Annotated in this window: 21 protein-coding genes; 6 read left to right on the plus strand and 15 right to left on the minus strand. The window is 68.1% G+C overall.

The features are described 5' to 3' along the window. Window positions 1-64 precede the first annotated feature (64 nt). Complete coding sequence (locus tag D620_RS0104315; RefSeq protein ID WP_196795248.1) at window positions 65-2,497, minus strand: trypsin-like serine protease; 2,433 nt, start codon at window positions 2,495-2,497, stop codon at window positions 65-67. A 131-nt stretch (window positions 2,498-2,628) separates the two neighbouring features. Between D620_RS0104315 and D620_RS0104320 the strand changes: the two genes are divergently transcribed. After that, window positions 2,629-4,617, plus strand: a complete 1,989-nt coding sequence (locus D620_RS0104320; RefSeq protein WP_017664565.1) for a hypothetical protein — start codon at window positions 2,629-2,631, stop codon at window positions 4,615-4,617. A gap of 6 nt (window positions 4,618-4,623) precedes the next feature. Here the strand turns inward: D620_RS0104320 and D620_RS0104325 are convergent, their stop codons facing one another. The 7 genes from D620_RS0104325 to ahpC form a co-directional block, all read right to left on the minus strand. Further along, window positions 4,624-5,763 carry a GNAT family N-acetyltransferase gene (locus tag D620_RS0104325; protein WP_017664566.1) on the minus strand — a complete coding sequence of 380 codons (1,140 nt, stop codon included), beginning with the start codon at window positions 5,761-5,763 and terminating at the stop codon, window positions 4,624-4,626. Window positions 5,764-5,872: 109 nt separating this feature from the next. Continuing rightward, on the minus strand, window positions 5,873-7,528 hold the full coding sequence (locus tag D620_RS15510; protein WP_017664567.1) for a gamma-glutamyltransferase family protein: 1,656 nt from the start codon (window positions 7,526-7,528) through the stop codon (window positions 5,873-5,875). Between the two features lie 30 nt (window positions 7,529-7,558). Then, window positions 7,559-7,729 (minus strand): hypothetical protein, encoded by a 171-nt coding sequence (locus D620_RS16750; protein WP_017664568.1) that lies wholly within the window; start codon window positions 7,727-7,729, stop codon window positions 7,559-7,561. Between the two features lie 41 nt (window positions 7,730-7,770). Next, window positions 7,771-8,481, minus strand: coding sequence for a hypothetical protein (locus D620_RS0104335; protein ID WP_155799983.1), 711 nt, complete (start codon window positions 8,479-8,481; stop codon window positions 7,771-7,773). A 175-nt stretch (window positions 8,482-8,656) separates the two neighbouring features. Beyond that, a complete protein-coding gene (katG, locus tag D620_RS0104340) occupies window positions 8,657-10,876 on the minus strand; it encodes a catalase/peroxidase HPI (RefSeq protein ID WP_026091936.1) in 2,220 nt (739 codons plus the stop codon). 268 nt (window positions 10,877-11,144) lie between these two features. Continuing rightward, on the minus strand, window positions 11,145-12,734 hold the full coding sequence (ahpF, locus tag D620_RS0104345) for an alkyl hydroperoxide reductase subunit F (protein WP_017664571.1): 1,590 nt from the start codon (window positions 12,732-12,734) through the stop codon (window positions 11,145-11,147). Between the two features lie 227 nt (window positions 12,735-12,961). Next, a complete protein-coding gene (gene ahpC, locus D620_RS0104350; protein ID WP_017664572.1) occupies window positions 12,962-13,528 on the minus strand; it encodes an alkyl hydroperoxide reductase subunit C in 567 nt (188 codons plus the stop codon). Between the two features lie 445 nt (window positions 13,529-13,973). Between ahpC and D620_RS0104355 the strand changes: the two genes are divergently transcribed. After that, window positions 13,974-14,246, plus strand: a complete 273-nt coding sequence (locus D620_RS0104355) for a hypothetical protein (RefSeq protein ID WP_017664573.1) — start codon at window positions 13,974-13,976, stop codon at window positions 14,244-14,246. Between the two features lie 40 nt (window positions 14,247-14,286). Further along, window positions 14,287-15,243: an NAD-dependent epimerase/dehydratase family protein gene (locus tag D620_RS0104360; protein ID WP_017664574.1), complete on the plus strand. Its 957-nt coding sequence runs from the start codon at window positions 14,287-14,289 to the stop codon at window positions 15,241-15,243. A gap of 123 nt (window positions 15,244-15,366) precedes the next feature. Here the strand turns inward: D620_RS0104360 and aroC are convergent, their stop codons facing one another. Further along, complete coding sequence (aroC, locus tag D620_RS0104365; protein WP_017664575.1) at window positions 15,367-16,437, minus strand: chorismate synthase; 1,071 nt, start codon at window positions 16,435-16,437, stop codon at window positions 15,367-15,369. Window positions 16,438-16,826: 389 nt separating this feature from the next. Here aroC and ruvA point away from each other — a divergent pair, with 389 nt between their 5' ends. Genes ruvA through ruvB form a run of 3 tightly spaced genes read left to right on the plus strand, consistent with a single transcriptional unit; the run spans window position 16,827 to window position 19,007 of the window. Continuing rightward, window positions 16,827-17,444 (plus strand): Holliday junction branch migration protein RuvA, encoded by a 618-nt coding sequence (gene ruvA, locus D620_RS0104370; RefSeq protein ID WP_026091937.1) that lies wholly within the window; start codon window positions 16,827-16,829, stop codon window positions 17,442-17,444. After that, complete coding sequence (locus tag D620_RS14655; protein ID WP_033376155.1) at window positions 17,444-17,986, plus strand: hypothetical protein; 543 nt, start codon at window positions 17,444-17,446, stop codon at window positions 17,984-17,986. Before ruvA ends, D620_RS14655 begins: the two co-directional genes overlap by 1 nt. Continuing rightward, complete coding sequence (gene ruvB, locus D620_RS0104380; protein ID WP_017664578.1) at window positions 17,979-19,007, plus strand: Holliday junction branch migration DNA helicase RuvB; 1,029 nt, start codon at window positions 17,979-17,981, stop codon at window positions 19,005-19,007. Before D620_RS14655 ends, ruvB begins: the two co-directional genes overlap by 8 nt. Before the next feature lie 134 nt (window positions 19,008-19,141). Here ruvB and D620_RS16245 read toward each other — a convergent pair whose 3' ends face one another. The 6 genes from D620_RS16245 to acnA form a co-directional block, all read right to left on the minus strand. Beyond that, window positions 19,142-19,402, minus strand: coding sequence for a hypothetical protein (locus tag D620_RS16245; protein WP_155799984.1), 261 nt, complete (start codon window positions 19,400-19,402; stop codon window positions 19,142-19,144). A 192-nt stretch (window positions 19,403-19,594) separates the two neighbouring features. After that, window positions 19,595-19,912, minus strand: coding sequence for a hypothetical protein (locus D620_RS15515; RefSeq protein ID WP_155799985.1), 318 nt, complete (start codon window positions 19,910-19,912; stop codon window positions 19,595-19,597). Window positions 19,913-19,948: 36 nt separating this feature from the next. Beyond that, window positions 19,949-20,128 carry a hypothetical protein gene (locus D620_RS15700; RefSeq protein WP_051020534.1) on the minus strand — a complete coding sequence of 60 codons (180 nt, stop codon included), beginning with the start codon at window positions 20,126-20,128 and terminating at the stop codon, window positions 19,949-19,951. Window positions 20,129-20,146: 18 nt separating this feature from the next. Continuing rightward, a complete protein-coding gene (locus tag D620_RS15705) occupies window positions 20,147-20,605 on the minus strand; it encodes a hypothetical protein (protein ID WP_196795249.1) in 459 nt (152 codons plus the stop codon). Between the two features lie 82 nt (window positions 20,606-20,687). Further along, a complete protein-coding gene (locus D620_RS14670; RefSeq protein ID WP_017664581.1) occupies window positions 20,688-21,194 on the minus strand; it encodes a rhodanese-like domain-containing protein in 507 nt (168 codons plus the stop codon). 8 nt (window positions 21,195-21,202) lie between these two features. Beyond that, complete coding sequence (gene acnA, locus D620_RS0104405) at window positions 21,203-23,875, minus strand: aconitate hydratase AcnA (protein ID WP_017664582.1); 2,673 nt, start codon at window positions 23,873-23,875, stop codon at window positions 21,203-21,205. Window positions 23,876-23,944: the final 69 nt, after the last annotated feature.

Here is a 23,944-nt window from a genome sequence, read left to right on the forward strand (position 1 = left end):
CCGGCCCTGCGCGGGGGGATGCGATCACGGCTCCCCCCCCGCGCAGGGCCCTTGGTTTGTGCGCTCAGCGCGCCTGCGTTTGCGGCGCGCCCTGCCGGAAGCCCGGCAGATTGTCCCGCAGCCATTGCTGCACCGCCGGATGGCCGATGCGGATATAGCGGCTCGGGATGCCGGTGGTGCTGCACTGCTCGCCGCTGCTGACCACGCCGATCAGGGTCGGCACGCCCTGCCGGTCCTCGTAGGTCACGAGCGGCCCGCCGCTGTCGCCCGTGCAGGCCTGTTCGCGCTTCGGGCCCATCGCGCAGAGCACCGAATCCTTGCGCCAGTCACGATAGGCGGTGCGGCCCGTGCAGGTCGCGGCATCTTCGAGCTCGAGCCTGACGCCCTGCAAGACCTTCGCCGGAGCGGGATCGTCCAGCGCCTGGCGTCCCCACCCGAAGGCGTAGACCGGGGCCTTGGCCCGCACCGGCCGTTCCTGCGGCGAGCGCCGGTCGACAGTGATGCGCCGCGCGCCGAACCCAAAATCGCCCCGTGTCCCGCGCGCGGGATCGTACTGGACCAGCGCGATATCGAACTGGAAGGTCGCGGGCGAGAAGTCGGGGTGCCGGATCACCTTGAGGATCGGATAGGTGTTGCCTTCGGGCGCATCGGGCCGGATCACGCCGAGCCGGATGCGGTAATCGTGCTCCTCGATCCTGACGCCGAGGTCATAGGTGCAATGTGCGGCGGTGATGATCCATCCGGTCGCCACCACCGACCCGCCGCAGGCTGCGCGGTAGCCGATCCGCTGCTGCCCGAGCACCTCGGGCCGCCACAGCAACGCCTGGAAGGGTGCCAGCTCAACCCTGTTGACCGTGAAGCCGCCGATCGCCTGCGAGATGCCGAGGCAGGCCCCGTCGGCATATTCCACCCCCTCCCAGACCACCGCCGACGTGGTGCAGGTGCGCCGCCGGAAGTCGTCGACCTCGGCCTGGACCGCCATCATCTGCGCCGCCCCGATCGCTTCGGGAAGGGCATCCGGCGGTGTCAGATTGGTGGCTAGCACCACCGGCACGGCGGGGTCATCTTCCTCGCGCATGGCGATCTCGTCGCAGGCCGCGCGGTCACCGGCATCGCAGCTTTCGGCTGTAAGCGCGAGCGCGCGGGGGATATCCTGCGCCAGCACCTTCCCCTCGCCGAGCGCCGTGGCAAGCGTGATGCAGGCCTCGCCCACCCCGGCGGCGCAGGCGCGCGAGAGATAGGCGTCGATCCTGATCGCGGTCTCGGAGTCGGTCTCGGATCCGGGCGCTTCGATCAGCAGGCGGCCCGCCGGCAAGCACCCCGCGATCTCTCCCACATCGCAGGCCTTCCCGAGCAGCGCGGCGGCGCGGGGCTGGTCCTCGAAAGGACCCTCGTCCTCGGCCATCCACGTGCCGAGCGTGACGCAGGCGCGCTGGTCGCCCGCCTCGCAGGCGGCGCCGACGGCGGGCGCCGCGCGCAGGTCCGCCGCGGTAGCGCAGGCGCTCGGGTAATCCGGACAGGCGCGGTCATAGAACCCGGCCGCCGCCAGCCGCCCCGCCTCGCCGCTACGGCCCGCGGCGCGGCCTGCGAACAGGCAGGCCATCGTGTCCCCGGCGATGCAGCCGAGGCCGTGATATTCGGCAAAGCGCGGATCGGCCGGGCCTGCGCTGTCGCGGACCTTGCCCGCCGCAATGTTGCAGGAGCGCGCGTCTCCCGCGCGGCACTGCCGGTCGAGCAGCGCGGCGGCGCGGGCAGTGTCTGCCGGGCTGTCGGTAGAGCGGCCCAGCCACCAGGCAAGCGCCACACAGGCATCGGCGTTGCCGGCCTCACACAGGCGATCGAGCAGCCCGCGGCCCTCGGCGCGGCTGGCGGGATCGCCGTCGCTCTCCGCGAGCCGCCCGCCGAGATCGACGCAGACTGGCGACATCCCGCGCGCACAGGCATCGCGTCGCAGCGCCATCGCGTCGGCCCGGCCGAGCCCTTCGTAAAAACCGGATTCGATATGGCCGGCCTGCTTGAGGCACCCGTCGCTCGATCCAAGGACGCACGCGCGGGCGGTAAAGACCAGTTCTTCGGCGCGCGCGGCGTCGGTATCGAAGGCGCCGCCCAGCAATTCCGCCAGCAGGTAGCACCCGCCCCCTTCGGCCCCGTTGCATGCCCTGCGCAGCACGAGTTCGGCGACCGGGCGGTTGAGCGGGCGGCCCGTGCCTTGCAGGAAGGCCTCGCCCAACGCAGTGCAGGCCGCCATGTCCGCCGCAGCGCAGCCGGCCTCGGCGGCATCGGCAGCGGCGGCATCGCGGGCGATCTGTTCGGCCGGACGGGTTTCGAAATACCCGGCGCTGTAGGCGAGCCGGTTGGTGTACGCATAGGGCGGCGCGCCCGGTCCGTCGGCCTGCGCAGGGGCGGCGGAAAGCCACGCTGCGAACAGCGCCGCCATGCCCATCGCCAGCTTCCCGTACATCGCCCACAGCTCCCCCAGCAACCGTGTGCGATTCATGCGCTTTTTGCCCGCGCGCGTCAAACCTTGGGCCTTGGCACGCTTCGCGCTTGTAAGCATGTGGGGGCTGCGATTAAGCACGCTGGCAAGGCCCGCTGCCCGGCGGCACGGGCGCGCTCGACAGGGGAGCATTGCGCGTCCCGACAACAGCCAGCCTGCCCGCGCCGATCCGGTCCAGCTGGCTGCCGCATCTGGCGCTGGGGATCACCGGCCACCGCGCCGCCAACCCCGCCTACTCCGCCCATGCCGCCGCGATTGCCGCCGCTCTCGAAGCGCTGTTCGCGCGGATCGATGCGATCTGCATGGGCCTGCCGGGGATGCGCGGCCCGGTGCGGCTGCACAGCCTGCTGGTCGACGGCACCGATCAGGTCGCAGGCGCGCTTGCCCTTGCGCGCGGCTGGGATCTTGCCGTCCCGCTGCCCTTCGGCGCCGCGCTCAACTGCGCGATCAACGCCCATCCCGACACCCTTGCCGACATGGACGCACTGCTCGCCGGAGGAAGCGCGGCCAGTCCCGCGGTCGAGGCCAAGGCCGCCGCGATCCGCACCATCACCGCGCGTGCCGCCCTGTTCGAGCTCGCCGATCGCGATGCCGAGATCGCGGCGCTGTGGCGCGCACATCTCGCCGCCCCCGTTGACCGCGCCGCCGCGCGCGCTTTCGAAGCGCTGGTCTCGGACAATGTCGCGCTCGCAGGGCGGGTGATGATCGAGCACACCGACCTTGTCGTTGCGGTATGGGACGGCAAGGTCGCCAACCTTCCCGGCGGCACCGGCCACACGGTTGCCGAGGCATTGAAGCTTGGCGCGCCTGTGCTGCTGATCGATCCCGCCCAGCCCAATACCTGGCGCATCCTCGGCCGGTCCGAGGAGCTCGGCATGCCCGCCGATCCTGCCGCCACGCCCGATTTCGCCCGGCTCGAGGCGATCATCCGCGCCGCGGTGGTGGTCGAAGGCTGGAGCCCGGGACAGCTCGGCAAGGAACAGTGGCGGGCCAATTCCGCCCGCGCCTTCGGGCTCTATCGCCGGATCGAGCGGGTGTTCGGCGGCGGCGGCCATGCGCTCGGCTCGATGACCGTCACCTACGAGGCCCCCGAGGCGATCGTCACCGGCAGCGGGGCCGAAGTGGTCGCCGCGGCCGCAGCGATGCCGGGCGGCGATCCGGCGGTCGTGCGCGAGCTTGCCGAAGACGTGCTCCCGCTGTTCGCCTGGTCCGACGGGATCGCCAGCCGCCTTGCCGATGCCTACCGGTCGGGGATGTGCGTCAACTTCGTGCTGGCGACGCTCGCGGTGATGGTCGGCATTCTCTATCTCCCGGCCGGGATGAAGGAGAGCAAGTGGGGCTTTGCTGCGGTCGAATTGTTGCTGCTGGGCGGGATCCTCGCGCTGACGGCGGCGGGATCGCGGCTGGCGTGGCACGGACGGTGGTTCGCGATGCGGCGCGTTGCCGAATATCTTCGTCACGCGCCCGCGCTGCTCCTGATGGGCGTGGCGCGGCCGACGGGGCGCTGGCCCAGAGCGGGGCGCGCCGCGGGCGCAGGGGCCGAATGGCCCGAACATTTCGCCCGCCACGCGCTGCGCGATGTCGGCCTGCCGCGGGTTGCGGCAACGCCCGCCTATCTGCGCGCCGGGCTCGAGCGGATCGTGCTCCCCCATGTCGTCTCGCAGCGCGCCTATCACATGCACAAGGCGCACAAGCTGGAGACCGTGCACCACCGGATCGACAAGGTTGCCGAAGCCTGCTTCGCGTTCGCGGTGCTCTCGGTGCTATCCTACCTCGGGCTGAAGGGAGCGGGCGCGCTCGGGGTGATCGACAAGCACATCGCGGGCGATCTGTCGCCGGTGTTCACCTTCCTCGGCGTCGCCTTCCCGACGCTCGGCGCGAACCTTTCGGGGATCCGCTACTTCGCCGATTTCGAGCGCTTCGGGGCGATCTCGCATGTCGCGGCCGAAAAGCTGCGCGAGATCGAGGAGCGCATCGGCCTGTTGCTGTCAGGCGCGCCGCAGGCGCTCACCTATGCCGCCGCCGCCGATCTGATCCACGCGCTCGATGAAGCCGTGGTCGAGGAGATTGCGAGCTGGCAGTCGGTGTTCGGCGCCAAGCACCTCGCGCTGCCCGCCTAGCCTAGCCTAGCCCCGCCCCGCCGTGACCGCACGGGCGAACAGCGCGCGCCGCGCGGGGCCGCCGATGCCTATCGCAAAGTCGGCGAATTCGCGCGGCGCGGGCCACAGGCTGTCGGTCCCCGCCGTGCATTCTGGACCCGCATCGAAGCGGGCGAGGCCTTCGAGCGCGGCGAGCTCGGTCACGCGGTGCATCAGCAGGCGGTGCGGGGCATAGGCGGCAAGGCGGGCGTCTTGCGCGCTGGCGAGGCCATAGCCGCGCCCCTTGGCAACCAGCCAGCCGCACATGGCGACGATCGTCTCGCCGGCGCTGAGGCTGACCAGCCGCACCGCGCCGTGACGCTGGCCTGCGCGCACGATACTGCGCAAGGCCTCGGGCGCGGGCCGGGCGGTGCCGGCGCCGCGTTCGAGCGCGAGGAAGGCGGCCAGCCACGGCTCGCAATCGCTGGCGCGGCTGTGGAGCGAAAGGCGCACCGGCCCGAGGCGTCCGGCAAGCCGCGCTTCGAGCACCCGGAGTCGCCGCTCGGACACCTGCGCGGCGCGGCGGTCGCCCGGCTGCCCGGCGATCCGCGCGCGGCGGATGACGCCGGGGCCGCGGTGAAGGAAGCGGCCCTGCTCCGCGCACAGGCCGGCGAGCGCGAGCGTGGCGGGATGATCGAGCGGCAGGGCCTGCACGATCAGCCCGGCGGCAAGCCCAGGGCGCGAATCGAGGCGGCCGAGCAGCGCCGTCCAGAAACCGCGCTCTGCCCCCGGGCGCAGCAGCGGGGTGCCGATGCCGCCGACCTTGCAGTGCCAGCTGCGCAGCACCGGCACGGGTGTGCGGGGGCCAAGCATGGCAGGACCGAGCGGCAACGCGCCAAGCCACCCGCCCGCCGGATCGGCAACCCTCGCCAGCCGCAGGCGGCCGGCTGCGCGGGCGAGGGCAGGGGCCATCAGCCAGTCGGCGGCGAAGATGTTGCCCGGGGCCGCGTCGCGCGTCAGCACCGCCCAGGCGCGGCGCTCGGGCAGGGTGAGGCGGTCGGCATGCAGCAGCTCGGTGCGCAGCCGGGCGTCGCCTGCAAGGGAGGTGAAATCGGGGTGCCCGCCGCCGGCGATGCGCCCATCGCGCACGGCATCGGCCGGCACCGAAATGGGGTTGATCAGCGACATGATTGCGGCCCTGTGCGAGAAACCCTGATCGAATAATCAGGGGTTTACGCGAGAGCCGGTGAAAGGCCGGTTAACGTTGTGCCTTGGCCATGGCGAGGCAGGCCGCGTGTCAATATCCGCTCGCCTGCCCGTCCTTGCGCATTTCGGTCGCGCCGGTGTAGACTCCGCTTGCCGGATCGCGGGCGATGGCCTGATAGCCGCCGAACGGGATGCCGGTGGTCTCCACTTCGACCTTGTGGCCCATCGCCTTCAACGCCGCGATCGTGGCGGCCGGGATGCCCGGCTCGACCTGAAGCACGCCGAGCGTGTCGATGGGCACGGTGTCGGCTGGGCTGCCCGCCAGCGCGTCGGTCGGCTGGCGGCCGCCATCGTGGTGGAGCCGCGCGGCATCGCCCGCCTCAGCCAGATTCATGCCGTAGTCGGCGAGATTGACCAGCACCTGCACATGCCCTTGCGGCTGCATCCCGCCGCCCATCAGCCCGAAGCTCGCCCAGGGCTTGCCGTCCTTCCTGATGAAGGCGGGGATGATCGTCTGGAACGGGCGCTTGGCGGGCGCATAGGCATTGGGGTGCGCGGGATCGAGGCTGTAGAGCTCGCCGCGGTCCTGGAACATGAAGCCGAGGCCATCGGGCACCAGCCCTGAGCCCATCCCCCTGTAGTTCGACTGGATGAGGCTCACCATCATCCCGTCCTTGTCGGCGACGGTCATGTAGGTGGTATCGCCCTCGCCCTCGAGCTTGGGGGCGACGAGGGCGCCGGGGGTGAAGGCGGGGGTCGCGCGCGCGGGATCGATCAGGGCGAAGCGCTGCTTGCCGTAGTCGTCCGTCAGCAGCTCTGCCGGGGTGCGCGCGAAGGCCGGATCGGCATAGAAGCGCGCGGCGTCTTCAAAGGCGAGGCGCTTGGCTTCGGTGATGTAATGCAGCACCTCGGGGCTGCCGCGGTCCCACTGGGCAAGGTCTACGTTCTTGAGGATGTTGACCATCTGGAGCGCGGCGAACCCTTGCGAATTCGGCGGCAGCTCGCACAGCTCGTAGCCCTTGCGATAGGCAACGCAGGACACATCCACCCACGTGCTCGTATGCGCGGCGAAATCGGCGAGGGTGAAGGCGCTGCCCTGCCTTTGCAGGTAGTCGACCATGATCTTCGCGAGTGGCCCCTTGTAGAAGGCGTCGCGTCCGCCCCTGGCGATTGTCTCGAGCGTGTTGGCGAGCTCGGGGTTGCGGAACATCTCGCCCGGCGCGGGGGCGCGGCCCTCCTTGAAATAGGTCGCGCGGGCATTGGCGAGATCAACCGGTGTGGCCTGCCGTGCGCGCTCGAATGTCTTGAGGTTGCGCGCGAAGTACATCGCGATCACCGGCGCGACCGGGTGGCCTTCGCGCGCATAGCGGATCGCGGGGGCGAGCACCTGCTCCATCGGCAGTTTGCCGTAGCGCGCGTGCAGCGCGAACCATGCATCGACCGTGCCGGGGATGGTGACCGGCAGCGCGCCCACCGGCGGCAGGCTCGTCGCGCCTGCGGGGAGCTTGGCCTTGAGCTCATCCAGTGTCTGGCCGGCAGGCGAGCGGCCCGAGCCGTTGATTCCCACCAGCTCGCCCGTCGCGGGGTCGAGCACGATCGCGAACAGATCCCCGCCGATGCCGTTGCCGGTCGGCTCCATCAGCCCGAGCGCGGCATTGGCGGCGATGGCGGCATCGACCGCGCTGCCGCCCTGCTTCAGAATGTCGAGCGCGATCTGCGTTGCCAACGGGTGCGCGGTCGCGGCCATGGCATGGGGCGCGACCACGGGGCTGCGGCTTCAGTGCGCGCCCACCGGCCGCGCGCCCGGGCCGATGCCCCTGGTCGCCTCTGGCGTGGTGCCGGTATGGGCGGAGGCGGGCGCGGTGTCCCGGGCGAGGAGCGGCGCTGCGACGCCGGGGAACACAAGGGCGGATGCGGCAGCAAGGAGCAGGGGGGCGAGCGTCTTCATGCCGCCGACCCTAAGCCCCGCGCCGCTGTGCGCAAGACCTGTCAGGGCGTGGCAGGCGCCGCAGCGGGTGCGGTTTCGGCAGGCGCTGCCGGCGCCCCGTCCAGCGCGGTGCGGATCACGCCCTGGTCGTGCAGCTTCACCAGCGCATCGACGAAGGCGAGATCCCACATCTCCTCGTAACCCGAGACCGCGAACTTGGGCAGCATCCCCGTGCCCTTGGTGGTCGCGGTCTGCACCACGGCGCCCTTGGCGCGGTCGAACAGCTGCCACTGCACCGAGATCTCGATCGTGCCCTTGTAGCCATCGACCGAGGAGCAGATGTTCATCGCGGTCGGCTCCATCACCGCGCCCAGCAAGACGTCGCCCTTGGCCGCGGATTCGGAGGCAAACAGGTCTGCCGCCTTGGTGATGAGACTGACCCCGCGGTCCTTGAGCGCGCGGGCGACAAGGCCGTCATAGCGCTCCTGTTCCTGGGTCTTCTTCTCGGCGGGAAGCTCGATATTGCTGGGGAACACGCACAGCGTGCCGCCCTTGACGCGGGCCTTGATGCGGTTGGTCTCGGTATCGAGCACCACCCGCGAAAGCTCGAGCGTGCGCGCGGTCGCGGCAGGAGCGGGCGGGGCGGGGGGCAAGGGCTGTTCGGGCGGGGTCGTCGCGGTATCGCCCGGCGGCGTGGCAGGCGCCTGCTGCGCCAGCGCTGGCATGGCCAGCCCGATCAGTCCCGCTGCCACAATGGCGTGGGCTACCCGCATGCTCTATTTCCCCTCGTAAAGTCGCGTCAGCCGTCCTTGCGGCCACGCCTCGTCGCTTAATGGCGGCGCATTGCCAATGCAAGCCGGGTGCTGGCACGCGGCGCGTGCGCGATGCAAAAGGGCCCCCGGCACCAGCGCCGGAGGCCCTCCTTTAGCGTCAGTCCGCGATTGCGGCTCAGGCGTGATATTTCGCCCAGGCCACATCGAAGCGGTCCGCGTTCATCACCTTGTTCCAGGCCGAGATGAAGTCGCACACGAATTTACCCTCGTTCCCGCTCTCGGCATAGACCTCGGCCTGCGCGCGCAGGATCGAGTTGGAGCCGAACACGAGATCGGTGCGGGTCGCGCGCCACTTTTCTGCCCCCGTCGCACGGTCGACACCGACATATTCCTCGTCCCCGCTGTCATCGACCGGCGACCACTTGGTCCCCATGTCGAGCAGGTTGCGGAAGAAGTCGGGCGTGAGCTTGCCCGGGGTCTGCGTCAACACGCCGATGCGGTGGCCGTGGTGGGCGTGATCGCTCACCGCGCCCAGCGCCCGCATCCCGCCGACCAGCACGGTCATCTCGGGCACCGACAGGCCGAGCAGGTGCGCCCGGTCGATCAGCATCTCCTCGGTGCGGACCTGCGCCTTGGTCTTGAGGTAGTTGCGGAAGCCGTCGGCGAAGGGCTCCAGCGGTTCGAAGCTCGCCGCATCGGTGTGTTCCTCGGTCGCATCGCCGCGACCGCCGGTGAAGGGCACGGTGACATCGAAGCCCGCGTCCTTCGCCGCCTTCTCGACCGCTGCCGAGCCCGCCAGCACGATGGCATCGGCCATGCTCAGCGAGCCGCGATGGGCTTCGATGGTGTCCAGCACCTTGCCCAGCTCCGCCGGGTCATTGACTGCCCACGAACGCTGCGGCTCCAGACGGATACGCGCGCCGTTGGCCCCGCCGCGGTGATCCGAATTGCGGTAGGTCGAGGCCGAGGCCCAGGCCGCCTTGACCAGCTCGCGCACCGACAGGCCCGAGGCAAGAATGGCGTCCTTGAAGCGGGCGACTTCCGCATCCGAAGGCGCGGTTCCGGCGGGCACAGGATCCTGCCAGATCAGCGTTTCCGAGGGCACTTCCGGCCCGAGGTAGCGCACCCTGGGCCCCATGTCGCGGTGGCACAGCTTGAACCACGCGCGGGCGAAGGCATCGTCAAGCGCGGCCGGATTGGCGAGGAACCGCTCGGAGATCGCGCGGTAGCCGGGATCGTTCTTCAGCGCCATGTCGGCGGTGGTCATGATCGTCGGCACGCGCTTGTTCGGGTCGCGCGCGTCGGGGGCCATGTCTTCGGGATCGGGATTGATCGGGGTCCACTGGTGCGCGCCCGCGGGCGACTTCACCAGTTCGAAGTCGTACTTGAACAGCAGGCGGAAGTAATCGTGGCTCCAGCTGGTCGGGTTGTTCGACCACGCCCCCTCGATGCCCGAGGTGGTGATGTTGCCCGCGGCGATCTCGTCCGCATCGTTGAGCCAGCCGAAGCCCATCAGGTGCAGGTCCTCGCTTTCCGGAGCGCCGCCGAAGGTGTCGGCCGGGTGCGCGCCGTGGGCCTTGCCGAAGGCATGGCCGCCCGCGACCAGTGCCACGGTTTCCTCGTCGTTCATCGCCATGCGGGCGAAGGTCTCGCGCATGTCGCGGGCCATGCCCTCGGGGTCATGCGGGTTGCCCTGCGGCCCTTCGGGATTGACGTAGATGAGACCCATCTGGATCGCGGCGAGCGGGTTTTCGAGCGCGTGGCCTTCCTTGGGATTGATGCGGGTGGCAACGCCTTCGTTGACCCACTGTTCTTCCGTACCCCAGTAGACGCTTTCGGGCTCGAACACGTCAGCGCGGCCGCCGCCGAAGCCGAACACCGGGCCGCCCATGCTCTCGATCGCGACATTGCCGGCGAGGATGAAGAGATCCGCCCAGCTGACGTTCTTGCCGTATTTCTGCTTGATCGGCCACAGCAGGCGGCGCGCCTTGTCGAGGTTGCCGTTGTCGGGCCAGGAGTTGAGCGGGGCAAACCGCTGCTGCCCGCTGTTGGCACCGCCCCGGCCATCACCCGTACGGTAAGTACCCGCCGCGTGCCAGGCCATGCGGATGAAGAAGGGGCCGTAGTGGCCATAGTCCGCCGGCCACCAGGGCTGGCTGTCGGTCATCAGCGCGGTGAGATCGGCCTTCAATGCCGCGTAATCGAGCGCGTTGAAGGCCTCGGCATAGTCGAAGTCCTCGCCATAGGGATTGGCGCTCTGGCCGCGCTCGGTCAGGATGTCGACCTGCAATGCCTGCGGCCACCAGTCGCGATTGGTGCGGCCCAGCAGACCCCGCATATCCATGCTGCCGTGGAAGGGGCAACCCCCGCTCATCTCTCCGGTTTTTGCGTCCATGATGTCTCTCCTCTGACATGGCGAAATGCAGACTCGCGTCGCTGCCGCGTAGCCTATGGAGAGAGAATGACGCTTTCAGGATGTTGCGTCCAATCGATTAATGCGGAGGGTTTGATTGAGCGGGGCGATTAATCAAAGGGTGCGGGTATGAACGAGAACGGGCTCCCCATGGGGAGCCCGCAAGGCCGAACGGCCGCCCGCAGCGACGCGACCTTCAGGTCGCATGAGCGAGGAAGCGCGTCCGCGGAGGCGGGCGCGCCCTAACAAATTACGCCGCCTGCGCCACCTCTTCCACCGGTTCGTTGCGGATCAGGAAGTCGAACGCCCCCAGGCCCGCCTTTGCGCCTTCGCCCATCGCGACGACGATCTGCTTGTGCGGCACGGTGGTGCAGTCGCCCGCGGCGTAGATGCCCGGGATGCTGGTCGCGCCGTGATCGTCGATCACGATCTCGCCGAACTTCGACAGCTCCAGCCCCGTCTCGCGCAGCCATTCGGTGTTGGGGACGAGGCCGATCTGGACGAACACGCCTTCGAGCGCGATCCGGCGTTCGTCGCCATTGGCGCGGTTCTTGACCACGAGGCCGTTCACGCGGGTGCCGTCACCCAGCACCTCGGTGGTCTGGCCGTTGGTGATGATCTCGACGTTCGGCATCGAGCGCAGCTTGCGCTGGAGCACCTCGTCGGCGCGCAGCTTCACGTCGAATTCGATCAGCGTCACGTGGCCGACGATTCCCGCGAGATCGATCGCCGCCTCGACGCCCGAATTGCCGCCGCCGATCACCGCGATGCGCTTGCCCTTGAACAGCGGGCCGTCGCAATGCGGGCAATAGGCCACGCCCTTGTTGCGATACTCCGCCTCGCCCGGCACGCCGAGGTTGCGCCAGCGCGCGCCGGTGGAGAGGATCAGCGAGCGCGCCTTGAGGGTTGCGCCGTTGGCCATCACCACCTCGTGATAACCGCCGACGTCCTTCGCCGCGCGCAGCTCCACCGCGCGCGCAAGGTCCATCAGGTCGATGTCATATTCGCCGACGTGCTGCTTGAGGCTGTCGGTGAGCTTGGGGCCTTCGGTGTAGGGGGTGCCGGGGAGGTTCTCGATCCCGAGCGTGTCCATCAACTGGCCGCCGAAGCGTTCAGCTGCAATGCCAGTCCGAAAACCCTTGCGCGCGGTATAGACCGCCGCCGCAGCGCCCGCCGGGCCGCCGCCCACCACCAGCACCTCGAAAGGCGCCTTGGCGGCGAGCCTCTCGGCCTGCCTGGCATCGGCGTTCTTGTCGAGCTTCGCCAGAATCTCGGCCAGTTCCATCTTGCCGTTGTAGAAGCTCTCGCCATTCAAGAAGGTCGCAGGGACCGCCATGATGTCGCGGCGTTCGACTTCGTCCTGGAAGGTGCCGCCCTCGATCAGCGTCGCGGTGATGCGCGGGTTCTCGAGCGCCATCAGGGTGAGCGCCTGCACCACATCCGGGCAGTTGTGGCACGACAGCGAGAAGAACATCTCGAAATGGTAATCGCCTTCCAGCGCGCGGACCTGCTCGATCAGATCAGCGTCGACCTTCGGCGGATGCCCGCCGGCCCACAGCAGCGCGAGCACCAGCGACGTGAATTCGTGACCCATCGGGAGCCCTGCAAAGCGCACCCACTTCTCCGCATCGCTCGCGCGGCGGATGACGAAACTGGGCTTTCGCGCATCGGTCCCGTCGAAACGCGCGGTGACAAGGTCGTGGAGCCCGGCGATCTGTCCGATCAGCTGTCGGGTCTGGCGCGACTTCTCGCTGTCGTCGAGCGAGGCGATCAGTTCGATCCCCTCGCGAAGATTGCCGAGATAGGTCTTGAGCTGGGCCTGCATGGCAGCATCGAGCATGGGTGTCCTCCGGGCGCGGCAAGCGCGCCGAACCTGTGATCCGTGGGGAAGGGCAACACGGGACCGGATGCCGCCTTTGCCCGCAAAGGGGGGGGAGGGGCGAAGGGACTTCCGGCCCCGGCTACGACCCGAGGGCTCTTGTGAAAGGCTCTCGGGATTTGCGACCGGCGGCGAGGCCAAAGGGGGGGGAGGCCCTGCCGCCGATCGGTTCGTGTGGCCCGAAGGCCTCAGATCTTGCCGACGAGGTCGAGCGAGGGGGCGAGCGTGTCGCTGCCTTCTTCCCACGCCGCCGGGCAAACCTGGCCGGGGTTGGCGCGCACATACTGCGCGGCCTTGATCTTGCGGGTCAGTTCGTTGGCGTTGCGGCCGACGCCCTCGCAGGTGATTTCCATGATCTGGATCACGCCATCGGGATCGACCACGAAGGTCGCGCGGTCGGCAAGGCCGGCGCCTTCACGCAGCACGCCGAAGTTGTTCGACAGCACGTGGTTCTGGTCGCCCAGGAACGGGAAGGTCAGCTTGCCGATCTTGTCCGAGGTGTCGCTCCACGCCTTGTGGCTGAAATGCGTGTCGGTCGAGACGGCATAGACTTCGACGCCCATCGCCTGGAGCGTGGCGTACTTTTCGCCCATGTCTTCCAGTTCGGTCGGGCACACGAAGGTGAAATCGGCCGGGTAGAAGAAGAACACCGACCACTTGCCGGCGAGATCCGCGTCGGTGACGGTGAAGAAGTCCTTGCCCTTCTGGAAGGCGGTGGCGGTGAAGGGCTTGAGGGTCGAACCGATGATACCCATGGGAGTTTGTCCTTATCCGGGTGGTTGAGAGGAAAATCGACGCTGCCCAGATAGCGATTGCCGCGCTGCACAAAAGCGCATTTGTGCGATTGCGAAAATCGGTTTTTTCAATCGTCGCGGCGGGAACCGATCGGATTTTCCTTCGCTGCCGTGCGGCTGCCGCTGTGTCGGAACGGGCGCAGGCAAGGCTAACGCCAGTTCACCGCGTTCCTGCGGCGGACCGTGTCCGATATGCCGCAGGCTGTAGAAACCAGCCCGGCGCCGCAAGAGTTCTCGTCCTGAAAAGCTTTTTATCCTAATAATATTACAAGTTTGACGCCTAACCCGTAACTCATTGGCGGCGTTCGTCTTGTATCAACCATGGCCCGGTTTGCGCGGGCCCGGTCCGCGTGGCATTGTCCGTATCCTGCAGAGGCCACAACCAGTTTGAGGGAACAACGATCGCATGTCCGAAAACTATGGCAAACCCGCCATCCTCCCCGTTGCGTTCGATTTCGAGAAGGCACGGCTCGACCGCACCGAGCCCTATATGACCCTGTCGCGCAAGGACGTGCTCGGCATCGTCCAATCGGCCTTCGACGAATTCGGCCCGGCATCCGAAAGGCTGGTCGCGGTCAAGCGCGAGGTGCTCGCCGAGGTTGCCGAGGGCAAGCTCGCCCATGCGCTGCGCACCGCGATCGTCGGTGCTGGCGCGGTGCGCTGCACCTGGTGCCGCTAGGGACTTGCACCGCCCGGCCTGCGTGATAGCAGCCGGCGGCATGCGTGTGCTTCTGACCGGATCCTCGGGCTGGCTCGGCCGCTTTCTGGCCCCTGCCCTGACGTGCGCGGGCCATGACGTGACCGGGCTCGACATCGCGCCGGGCGCACATACCGGCATCATCGGCAGCATCGCCGATGGTACGCTGGTCGAACGGCTGTTTGCCGAACACCGGTTCGAGGGCGTGGTCCACGCCGGCGCGCTGCACAAGCCCGACATCGCCCGCTATCCCGCGCAGGCCTTCGTCGAGGTCAACGTGACCGGCACGCTGGGCCTGCTCGATGCTGCGGTGCGGCATGGCGCGGGGCGCTTCGTCTTCACCTCCACCACCTCGCTGATGATCACGCGCGACATCCGCGACGAGGTGGCCGGGCAAGCCGTGTGGCTCGACGAGACCAGCGGGCCCTTGCAACCGCGCAACATCTACGGCGTCACCAAGCGCGCCGCGGAGGAGCTGTGCCGGCTGTATCACGATCTCCACGGCCTGCCGGTGATCGCCTTGCGGGTCTCGCGCTTCTTCCCCGAGGATGACGATACCCACGCGGTCCCTGCGGGCGAGAACCTCAAGGCCAATGAATTCCTGAACCGCCGCCTGACGGTGGAGGACTGCGCCGCCGCGCACCTCGCCGCGCTCGATGCAGCGCCGCGCGTGGGCCACGGCGTCTATGTCGTGAGCGCAGCCCCGCCCTTCACCCGTGCCGATGCCGCGCGGCTCAGGACGGACGCGGCCGGGCTGATCGCCGAGCGCTTCCCCGAGGCCCCGGCGCTCTACGCCGCGCGCGGATGGGTGCTGCCGACGAGCATCGGGCGGGTCTATGATCCCTCGGCGATAGAACGCGACCTTGGGTTCCGCTGCGCCGCGGATTTTGCAGCCGTGCTGGCGGCCTTGCGAGACGGCGGCCCGCTGCCCTTCACCCATGATCCCGGCTACGTCCCGCCCAAGGAGCTGGGGCGCTGAAATGCTCTCGGTGCAGGATGCGCTGAAACCGGCGCGCAGCGCCGCAAGCCCGAACGGGCGCCCGCCGCGACGCTGGCGAAGCCAGCAGGAGCGGGGAACTGGCAGCCCGCAGGGGCTGCTGCCTCAACCAATCTGAGCGCGGTGCAGCAACTTGTGGTCCGCCAGCACCAGCGCCATCATCGCCTCGACCACCGGCGTGCCGCGGATGCCGACGCACGGATCGTGACGGCCCTTGGTGACGACCTCAACCGCCTCTCCGGCCGAATTGATCGATTCCACCGGGGTGAGGATCGAGGAGGTCGGCTTGAACGCCACCCGGCACACCACCGGCTGCCCGGTCGAAATGCCGCCCGCCGTGCCGCCCGCATGGTTGGCGAGGAATTCGGGCTTGCCGCCCGCGCCGGGGCGCATCCGGTCGGCGTTCTCTTCGCCCGAAAGGCGCGCGGCTTCGAAGCCGTCACCGATCTCGACGCCCTTCACGGCATTGATGCTCATCATCGCGGCCGCAAGGTCGCTTTCGAGCTTGGCATAGATCGGCGCTCCCCAGCCGGCGGGGACGCCCTGCGCCACGCACTCCACAATCGCGCCCAAGGAGGATCCGGCCTTCCTCGCCGCATCGACCTTTTCCTCCCAGCGCTTCGCCGCAGCGGCGTCGGGGCAGAAGAACGGGTTGTTGCCGATCTCGGCGTAGTCGATGGCCGCCGGATCGATCCGGTCGCCGCCCAATTCGCAGACATAGGCGGTGATGGTGACTTCGGGGATGACGAGCCGCGCCACCGCGCCCGCCGCCACCCGCGCCGCCGTCTCGCGCGCGGATGACCGCCCGCCGCCGCGATAGTCGCGGATGCCGTATTTGGCGTCATAGGCGTAATCGGCATGGCCCGGGCGATATTGCTGCGCTATCTGCGAGTAGTCCTTCGAGCGCTGGTCGGTGTTCTCGATCATCAGGCTGATCGGCGTGCCTGTCGTGCGCCCTTCAAACGCCCCCGAAAGGATGCGCACCAGATCATCCTCGCGCCGCTGGGTGGTGAAGCGGCTGGTGCCGGGCTTGCGCGCATCCATGAAGGGCTGAATGAATTCCTCGCTGATGGCGAGCCCCGGCGGGCACCCGTCGACGACCGCGCCCAGCGCGGGCCCGTGGCTCTCTCCCCAGGTGGTGAAGCGCAGCACGCGCCCGAAGGTGTTCCAGCTCATGGGAGGGCTCCTTACCGCAAAAGTGCCGCATGTCGAGCGGGGGCGCTTTGCCCTGAAGGGTTCACACAAAGGCACAAAGACACAAAGAGGGCGGGAAATTCCTCGACGCGGACGCCCTTTCGCTCACTCCTTTGTGTCTTTGTGACTTTGTGTGAAATCCTCCCAGTGCCTCGCAGCAAAGCGATTTCCTACCAGGAACAAAGCTGGTACACATGCGCCATGACCTGTCTTCAGCCCTTCTCCGAGCGCGATTTCCGGCCCCGCACGGGGAAGGAGAGAATTCCCGCTCTGGACAGTGTCTCATTGTCTCCTACACGGCGGCCAAGCCAGTTGCGGACAGGGCGCGGGCGGCTCTGGCCTTGGCGCGGCGGATGGGGCACGACCACTCCATGATTGCGAAGCTATCGGGCAGACTGGACGCGACCGGTGAGGACTGGGCGGTGGTCGACGTGGGCGGGGTGGGCTACCTCGTCCACTGCTCCAGCCGCACCCTCGCCGCGCTGGGCGAAGTGGGAGAGGCCTGCACCGTCCACACCGAATTGCAGGTGAGCGAGAACGACATGCGGCTCCTCGGGTTTGCCGAGCAGGCCGAGCGCGACTGGTTCCGGCTGCTGACCGGCGTGCAGGGGGTGGGCAGCAAGGTCGGCCTCGCGATCCTCTCCGCGCTCTCGACCGGAGAACTGCGCGACGCCTGCGGCAAGGGCGACGCCGCGATGGTGGCGCGGGCGCAGGGCGTGGGGCCGAAGCTGGCGGGGCGGATCGTCAACGAGCTGAAGGATAGAGCTGGAGCCATGCCCGGCGGTGCCGGACATGGCAGCCCGGCCGGTGGCGCGGGCGCGCCTCGGCCGCAAGGCGGCCTCGGCGCGGACGCGGCGAGCGCTTTGGAGAACCTCGGCTTCAAGCCCGCGGTGGCGGCACAGGCCGTGGCGCGGGCTTTGGAGGAACTGGGCGAAGGAGCGAGCGAGGGCGATCTGATCCGCGTTGCGCTGAAGAAGGCGGCTGGGTGATGGGACGTCGGCTACATTTCGTCGGAGATGCCTTCGTTACGGCAGTCGGAGTTGCGCTCGCGGCAACCGCCGCATTGGGTCTGGTGGTGTACGCTGTCCTTCAGTCGAACGTGCTGCTCGCCTTCTTTGCGTGCGGGCTCTTTTGGATCGCATTCGATTGGTCAAGAAATGCAATTGTTGCGAGCAAAATTGCACCTTGGCAACGCCTCTCAATCACTGAGGGTCTCATGAGCCTTGCGGGAGAAAAGCGCAGTCTTTCCGACCTTAAGGCAATCAAGTATGTAGTGAGCTACACTAAGAAGAGGGTCAACTTCATACCCTCTGGCACCGATGTCACGGGTCTTCTTGTTTTAGAGTTTGTCGACGGGTCAAATTGGTTGCTTAGGTCAGGTGTGGGAATCCTCACCATGATAGATGGCAACCGAGGCGCCGAAGATACGAAGATGATGGTCCGCGTCGTCTTCGCTATCAGCAAGAGCACTGGCATAACTGCCGAGCGGATTTCCTCAGAGCAGTTTGCCGCAATTGTGCAAAATGACTGACCCCCTCCACACCCCCACCCGCCAGCCCGGCGACCCTGACGCCGCGCTGCGCCCGCGCAGGCTCGCCGAGTTCGTCGGGCAGGAGGCGGCCAAGGGGAACCTTGCCGTCTTCATCGCCGCCGCGCGGGCAAGAGGCGAGGCGATGGATCACACCTTGTTCTTCGGGCCCCCGGGCCTCGGCAAGACCACGTTGGCGCAGATCATCGCGGGCGAGTTGGGGGTGGGCTTCCGCGCCACCAGCGGCCCCGTGATCGCCAAGGCGGGGGACTTGGCTGCGCTGCTCACCAATCTCGAACCGCATGACGTGCTGTTCATCGACGAGATCCACCGCCTCTCGCCGGTGGTGGAGGAAGTGCTTTATCCCGCGATGGAGGACCGCGCGCTCGATCTCATCATCGGCGAGGGGCCGAGCGCGCGCAGCGTGCGGATCGACCTGCCGCCCTTCACGCTGATCGGGGCGACCACGCGGCAAGGCCTGCTCACCACGCCGCTGCGGGACCGCTTCGGCATCCCGGTCAGGCTCAACTTCTACACCCACGAGGAGCTGGAGCGGGTCGTCACCCGCGCGGCGGGCCTCATGGGCCTCGCGATCGCGCCCGATGGTGCGCACGAGATCGCCCGCCGCTCGCGCGGGACGCCCCGCGTCGCCGGCCGCCTGCTGCGGCGCGTGCGCGACTTCGCCGATGTGGCGGGCAGCACCACTGTCACCCGCCATGTGGCCGACGAGGCGCTGACCCGGCTCGAGATCGACCGGCTCGGGCTCGACCTCATGGACCGCCGCTACCTCACGATGATTGCCGCCATCTACAAGGGCGGACCCGTTGGGATCGAGACACTTGCGGCAGGCCTTGCCGAGCCGCGCGACACGGTGGAGGAGGTGGTCGAGCCCTATCTCATCCAGCTGGGTCTGGTGGCCCGCACGGCCAGGGGCCGCGTGCTCAACGATGCCGGCTGGGCGCATCTGGAGATTCAGCCGCCCCGAGAATCACCCGGCAGCCAGGGCGCGCTGTTCGAGGATTGAGTCCGAGCCCGATCCGGCGCCAGCGTTAACCAAGCGGCTAACCACACCCCCGGTTTCGGTGCCAGTTCGGGACAGGGCAGGCGAAATCCCGGGATTCGGCAGCGATTCGCCCGCGATCCGAGGCCTCTGCTTGGTTAACCCGATTGCCCCTGTGCCGCTTCTGACATCAATAGGAGGCTGGATTTGGAGGAATTGCGGCAGTCCCGCACCCCTCCCGTGCAAACAGGGTATACGACCATGTCGCTCAAACTGGCCATCGCGAAGCTCTCCGCCGCAGCGGCGGGCGTCGCATTGTTGCAAGGGGGTGCGGTGCGCATGGCCGAACCGATGAACACCAGCGCGCCCGACTTCGCGACCAATATCGACGGGAAGCTGATCCAGGTCGATCCGGTCACCGGCGCGCGCTACATCAAGACCCGCGAGCGCATCATCGAGGTGCCCGAGCAGCGCCGCCGCCGCATTGTCGAGCGCACGGTCGAATGCCAGCCGGTGGGCCCCGCAGGCCCCGGAGGCGCGGCGAGCCGGCCGGCGGGCGCGGTGCAGGCCTATTATGACGCCAGCCAGTGCCCCCCGATCGCACAGATCGCCTACATGCCCGCCCCGCTTCCGCCGCTTCCGCCGATCTCGGGCGGCGGCGGGTCGGGCGGCGGCTGGGGCGGCGGCTGGGGTGGTGGCTTCGGCGGCGGCGGCGGCTTCGGCGGCGGCTTCTTCGGAGGCTTCTTCGGCGGCGGCGGGTCCTCTTCGGGCGACGTTTCGGTCTCGACCACCACCTCGACCTCGACCTCGGGCAGCAGCGGCGGTTCGAGCAGCGGCTCGTCGAGCGGTTCGAGCGGCATCGTGATCGATATCGACATCGACAATTCGACCTCGACAACCTCGTCCTCGGGCCAGATCTCCTCGACCACCACCTCATCCTCGGGCGTGGTGACCTCCTCGACCGGTCAGGTTTCGAGCAGCACGGGCCAGGTGTCGAGCAGCACCGGGCAGGTCTCCAGCAGCACCGGCGCGGTTTCGAGCACCAGCAGCACCGGCGCGGTTTCGAGCAGCACGGGGCAGGTATCGAGCACCAGCTCCTCGGGCAATGTCTCGTCTTCGACCGGGCAGGTCTCCTCGTCGGGCAATGTGTCGAGCTCGACCGGTCAGGTGTCGTCGTCTTCGGGCAATGTCAGCTCTTCGGGCAATGTTTCGAGCTCGTCCGGCAACGTGTCGAGCTCCTCTGGCAATGTCAGCTCCTCGACCGGCGCGGTGACCAGTTCGGGTTCATCGAGCTCCTCGTCTTCGTCGTCGTCCTCGTCGAGCTCTTCGTCGTCCTCCTCCTCGTCGGGCGGGGCGACCAGCGGCGGGTCTTCGGGCGACATGACCAGCAGCACCAGCAGCAGCTCGTCGTCGGGCAGCAGTTCCTCCTCTTCGAGCAGCAGCGGGTCTTCGGGGTCGAGCTCGTCTTCGTCTTCCTCGAGCAGCAGCAGCAGCTCGTCATCCTCCTCGTCCTCGGGCAGCACCAGCGGCAGCAGCGGGACCACGGGCGGCAACGACGTGCCCGCGCCGCCGATGACGATCCTGTTTGGCCTCGCCGCCGCCGCGATCCTCGGACGCCGCAAGCTCGTCGGCTGAGGCGAGCGCACCGCATAACGCAAAAGGGCGGCCTTGCGGGGCCGCACTTTTTCGTTGGTGCGCGGATGCCTACTCGCTCTGAGGCTTGCCGACCGGCTGCCCTGCGGCTTCCCAGGCGAGGATCCCGCCTGCGAGGTGCTCGACCGGCCCGCCTGTCACCGCCGCCAGATTCTCGCCCGCGATCGCCGAGCGCCGGCCCGAGCGGCAATAGAGCACCACCTCGCGCCCGTCCGACAGATCGAGCCTCGCCGGATCGAAGGTGTCGAGCGCGATGTGCTCGGCCCCCGGGATCGTGCATTGGGCAACCTCTGCATCGGTGCGCACGTCGATCAGGCGGACATTGCCGGCCTTGATCTTGGCGGCAAGCTCATCAGGCGAAAGCGCTACCAGCGGGGCGTGCGCGGGCGGCACTGCTGCCGCCGCGTCCCCCGCAGTCCCGGCGAACGCCAGCTCGAAGCCAAGCGGGATCGAGGGCGTGTCGCGCTTGCCCTTGGACTCGCCCGCCTCGTCCCCGCAGGCCGGCAGCGCCAGCAGCAGGGCGGGAGCGATCAGGAGCGTGGCGCGACCTCGTCTCATGCGGCTCCCTATGCCGCAAGCTTGCGCAGAACGTAATGGAGAATCCCGCCGTGGCGGTAATATTCCATCTCGTTTGCGGTATCGATGCGGCACAGCGCGGTGAAGCTGAACTGCGAGCCGTCCTCGCGGGTGACTTCGACCGTGACGTCCTGGCCCGGCACGAGGTCGGCAAGGCCGCGGATCGAGAAGGTGTCGGTCGCGGCAAGGCCCAAGGTCTGGCGGGTGTCGCCATCCTTGAATTGCAGCGGCAGCACGCCCATGCCGACGAGGTTCGAGCGGTGGATACGCTCGAAGCTCTCGACGATCACCATGCGGACACCCAGAAGGATCGTGCCCTTGGCCGCCCAGTCACGCGAGGAGCCGGTGCCGTATTCCTTGCCGCCGATGACGACCAGCGGCGTGCCGTCGTCCTTGTGCTTCATGGCCGCATCGTAGATCGCCATGGTCTCGCCGCCATAGGTCGAGAAGCCCCCTTCGACGCCCGGGACCATCTCGTTCTTGATGCGGATATTGGCGAAGGTGCCGCGCATCATGACTTCGTGGTGGCCGCGGCGCGAGCCGTAGGAGTTGAAATCCTTCTTGGCGACCTGGTTGCTCATCAGGAACTTGCCGCCCGGGCTGTCTTCCTTGATCGAGCCTGCGGGCGAGATGTGGTCGGTGGTGACCGAATCCCCGAGGATCGCCAGCGGCTTTGCATCAAGGATGTCGGTGACCGGCGCCGGGGTCATGGTCATGCCCTCGAAATAGGGCGGGTTGGCGACGTAGGTGCTGCCAGCGCGCCACTGGTAGGTGTCGGAAGGCTCGACGGTGATCGCCTGCCAGTGCTCGTCGCCGTCATAGACGTTGGCGTAGCGGCTTTCGAACATCGAGCGGTCGATGTTGGCGGCGCGGTGCTGCGCGACTTCGGCGTTGGTCGGCCACAGATCGGCGAGCATCACCGGATCGCCGTTCTGGTCGTGGCCGATCGGGGTGGTGGTGATGTCTTCGGTAACGGTGCCCTTCAATGCATAGGCGACGACCAGCGGCGGCGAGGCGAGGAAGTTGGCGCGCACGTCGGGCGAAACGCGGCCCTCGAAGTTGCGGTTGCCCGACAGTACGCTCGCGGCGACGATGTCGTTGCCGTTGATCGCGGCGCTGATCGGCGCGGCGAGCGGGCCCGAATTGCCGATGCAGGTGGTGCAGCCATAGCCGACAAGGTCGAAGCCGACCGCGTCCAGGTGCTCCTGCAAGCCCGACTTCACCAGATAATCGGTCACCACCTGCGAGCCGGGAGCAAGCGAGGTCTTGACCCACGGCTTGGGCTTCAACCCCTTCTCGTTGGCCTTCTTGGCGACGAGGCCTGCGGCGATCAGCACATCGGGGTTCGAGGTGTTGGTGCACGAGGTGATCGCGGCGATCACCACGTCGCCGTCACCGATGTCGTGGTCCTTGCCCTCCACGCCGACGCGCGCCGGGGCGCTCTTGCCGTAGGACTTGGCGAGATCGGCGTTGAACAGGTCGTCGACCTCGGGGAGGATCACCTTGTCCTGCGGGCGCTTGGGGCCGGCGAGGCTGGGGACGACGGTGCCCATGTCCAGCTGCAAGGTTTTGGTGAAGACCGGGACGCCCGCCGGATCGAACCACATGCCCTGCGCCTTGGAATAGGCTTCGACCAGCGCAATGGTGTCCTCGCTGCGGCCGGTCAAACGCAGGTAATCGAGGGTCTTGTCGTCGATCCCGAAGAAGCCGCAGGTCGCGCCGTATTCGGGTGCCATGTTGGCGATGGTCGCGCGGTCGGCGAGGGTAAGGTTGGCGACGCCCGGACCGTAGAACTCCACGAACCGCCCGACGACGCCGACATTGCGGAGCATCTGCACGCAGGTCAGCACGAGGTCGGTCGCGGTCACGCCTTCGGCCATCGCGCCTTCGAGGTAGAAGCCGACCACTTCGGGGATCAGCATCGAGACCGGCTGGCCGAGCATCGCGGCCTCGGCCTCGATCCCGCCCACGCCCCAGCCCAGCACGCCCAGACCATTGATCATGGTGGTATGGCTGTCGGTGCCGACGCAGGTGTCGGGATAGGCGACCATCACGCCGTCAGGGCCTTCGGACGACCACACCGCGCGCGCCAGATGTTCAAGGTTGACCTGGTGGCAGATACCGGTGCCCGGGGGCACAGCGGTGAAGTTCTGGAAGCTCTTGGAGCCCCACTTGAGGAAGTCGTAGCGCTCGGCATTGCGCTCGTATTCCAAGGCCATGTTGGCTTCCATCGCCTTGGGGTGGCCGAATTCGTCGACCATCACCGAGTGGTCGATGACGAGGTTGACCGGCACCAGCGGGTTGATCTTGGCGGTATCGCCGCCGAGTGTCTTGATCGCATCGCGCATCGCGGCAAGGTCGACCACACAGGGCACGCCGGTGAAATCCTGAAGCAGCACGCGCGCCGGGCGGTACTGGATTTCCTCGCCGGTCACGGGGTTCGCCTGCCAGTCGACCACCGCCTGGATGTGCTCGCGCGCGACGGTGAAGCCGCCGTCCTCGAAGCGCAGCAGGTTTTCGAGCAGCACTTTCATCGAGATCGGCAGCTTGCTGATGTCGCCCAGCTGCTCGGCCGCCTTGGCGAGCGAGTAATAGGCATACTGCTTGCCGTTCACGTCAAGCATCTGGCGCGTGCCGAGCGAATCCTGGCCGATTGCGGTCATGGGAGGGTTCCGTCCTTTCAGGTTGGTCCGCCCCCGATCCACCAAGGGCAGGAATACGCCGCGCGTCCT

This window comes from Porphyrobacter sp. AAP82, assembly GCF_000331285.1.
In the GTDB taxonomy this organism is placed as follows: Bacteria; Pseudomonadota; Alphaproteobacteria; order Sphingomonadales; family Sphingomonadaceae; genus Erythrobacter.

Bases quoted from the DNA above. Each gene is read 5' to 3' on its own strand.
- D620_RS0104325 (WP_017664566.1), bottom strand. From the start codon at position 5,763: ATGTCGCTGATCAACCCCATTTCGGTGCCGGCCGATGCCGTGCGCGAT.
- D620_RS14655 (WP_033376155.1), top strand. From the start codon at position 17,444: ATGGGACGTCGGCTACATTTCGTCGGAGATGCCTTCGTTACGGCAGTC.
- aroC (WP_017664575.1), bottom strand. From the start codon at position 16,437: ATGAGCTGGAACACCTTCGGGCGCGTGCTGCGCTTCACCACCTGGGGA.
- ahpF (WP_017664571.1), bottom strand. From the start codon at position 12,734: ATGCTCGATGCTGCCATGCAGGCCCAGCTCAAGACCTATCTCGGCAAT.
- ruvA (WP_026091937.1), top strand. From the start codon at position 16,827: ATGATTGCGAAGCTATCGGGCAGACTGGACGCGACCGGTGAGGACTGG.
- D620_RS0104360 (WP_017664574.1), top strand. From the start codon at position 14,287: ATGCGTGTGCTTCTGACCGGATCCTCGGGCTGGCTCGGCCGCTTTCTG.
- D620_RS14670 (WP_017664581.1), bottom strand. From the start codon at position 21,194: ATGAGACGAGGTCGCGCCACGCTCCTGATCGCTCCCGCCCTGCTGCTG.
- D620_RS0104315 (WP_196795248.1), bottom strand. From the start codon at position 2,497: ATGAATCGCACACGGTTGCTGGGGGAGCTGTGGGCGATGTACGGGAAG.
- D620_RS0104335 (WP_155799983.1), bottom strand. From the start codon at position 8,481: ATGCGGGTAGCCCACGCCATTGTGGCAGCGGGACTGATCGGGCTGGCC.
- D620_RS16750 (WP_017664568.1), bottom strand. From the start codon at position 7,729: ATGAAGACGCTCGCCCCCCTGCTCCTTGCTGCCGCATCCGCCCTTGTG.
- D620_RS0104355 (WP_017664573.1), top strand. From the start codon at position 13,974: ATGTCCGAAAACTATGGCAAACCCGCCATCCTCCCCGTTGCGTTCGAT.
- D620_RS15510 (WP_017664567.1), bottom strand. From the start codon at position 7,528: ATGGCCGCGACCGCGCACCCGTTGGCAACGCAGATCGCGCTCGACATT.
- ahpC (WP_017664572.1), bottom strand. From the start codon at position 13,528: ATGGGTATCATCGGTTCGACCCTCAAGCCCTTCACCGCCACCGCCTTC.
- acnA (WP_017664582.1), bottom strand. From the start codon at position 23,875: ATGACCGCAATCGGCCAGGATTCGCTCGGCACGCGCCAGATGCTTGAC.
- katG (WP_026091936.1), bottom strand. From the start codon at position 10,876: ATGGACGCAAAAACCGGAGAGATGAGCGGGGGTTGCCCCTTCCACGGC.
- ruvB (WP_017664578.1), top strand. From the start codon at position 17,979: ATGACTGACCCCCTCCACACCCCCACCCGCCAGCCCGGCGACCCTGAC.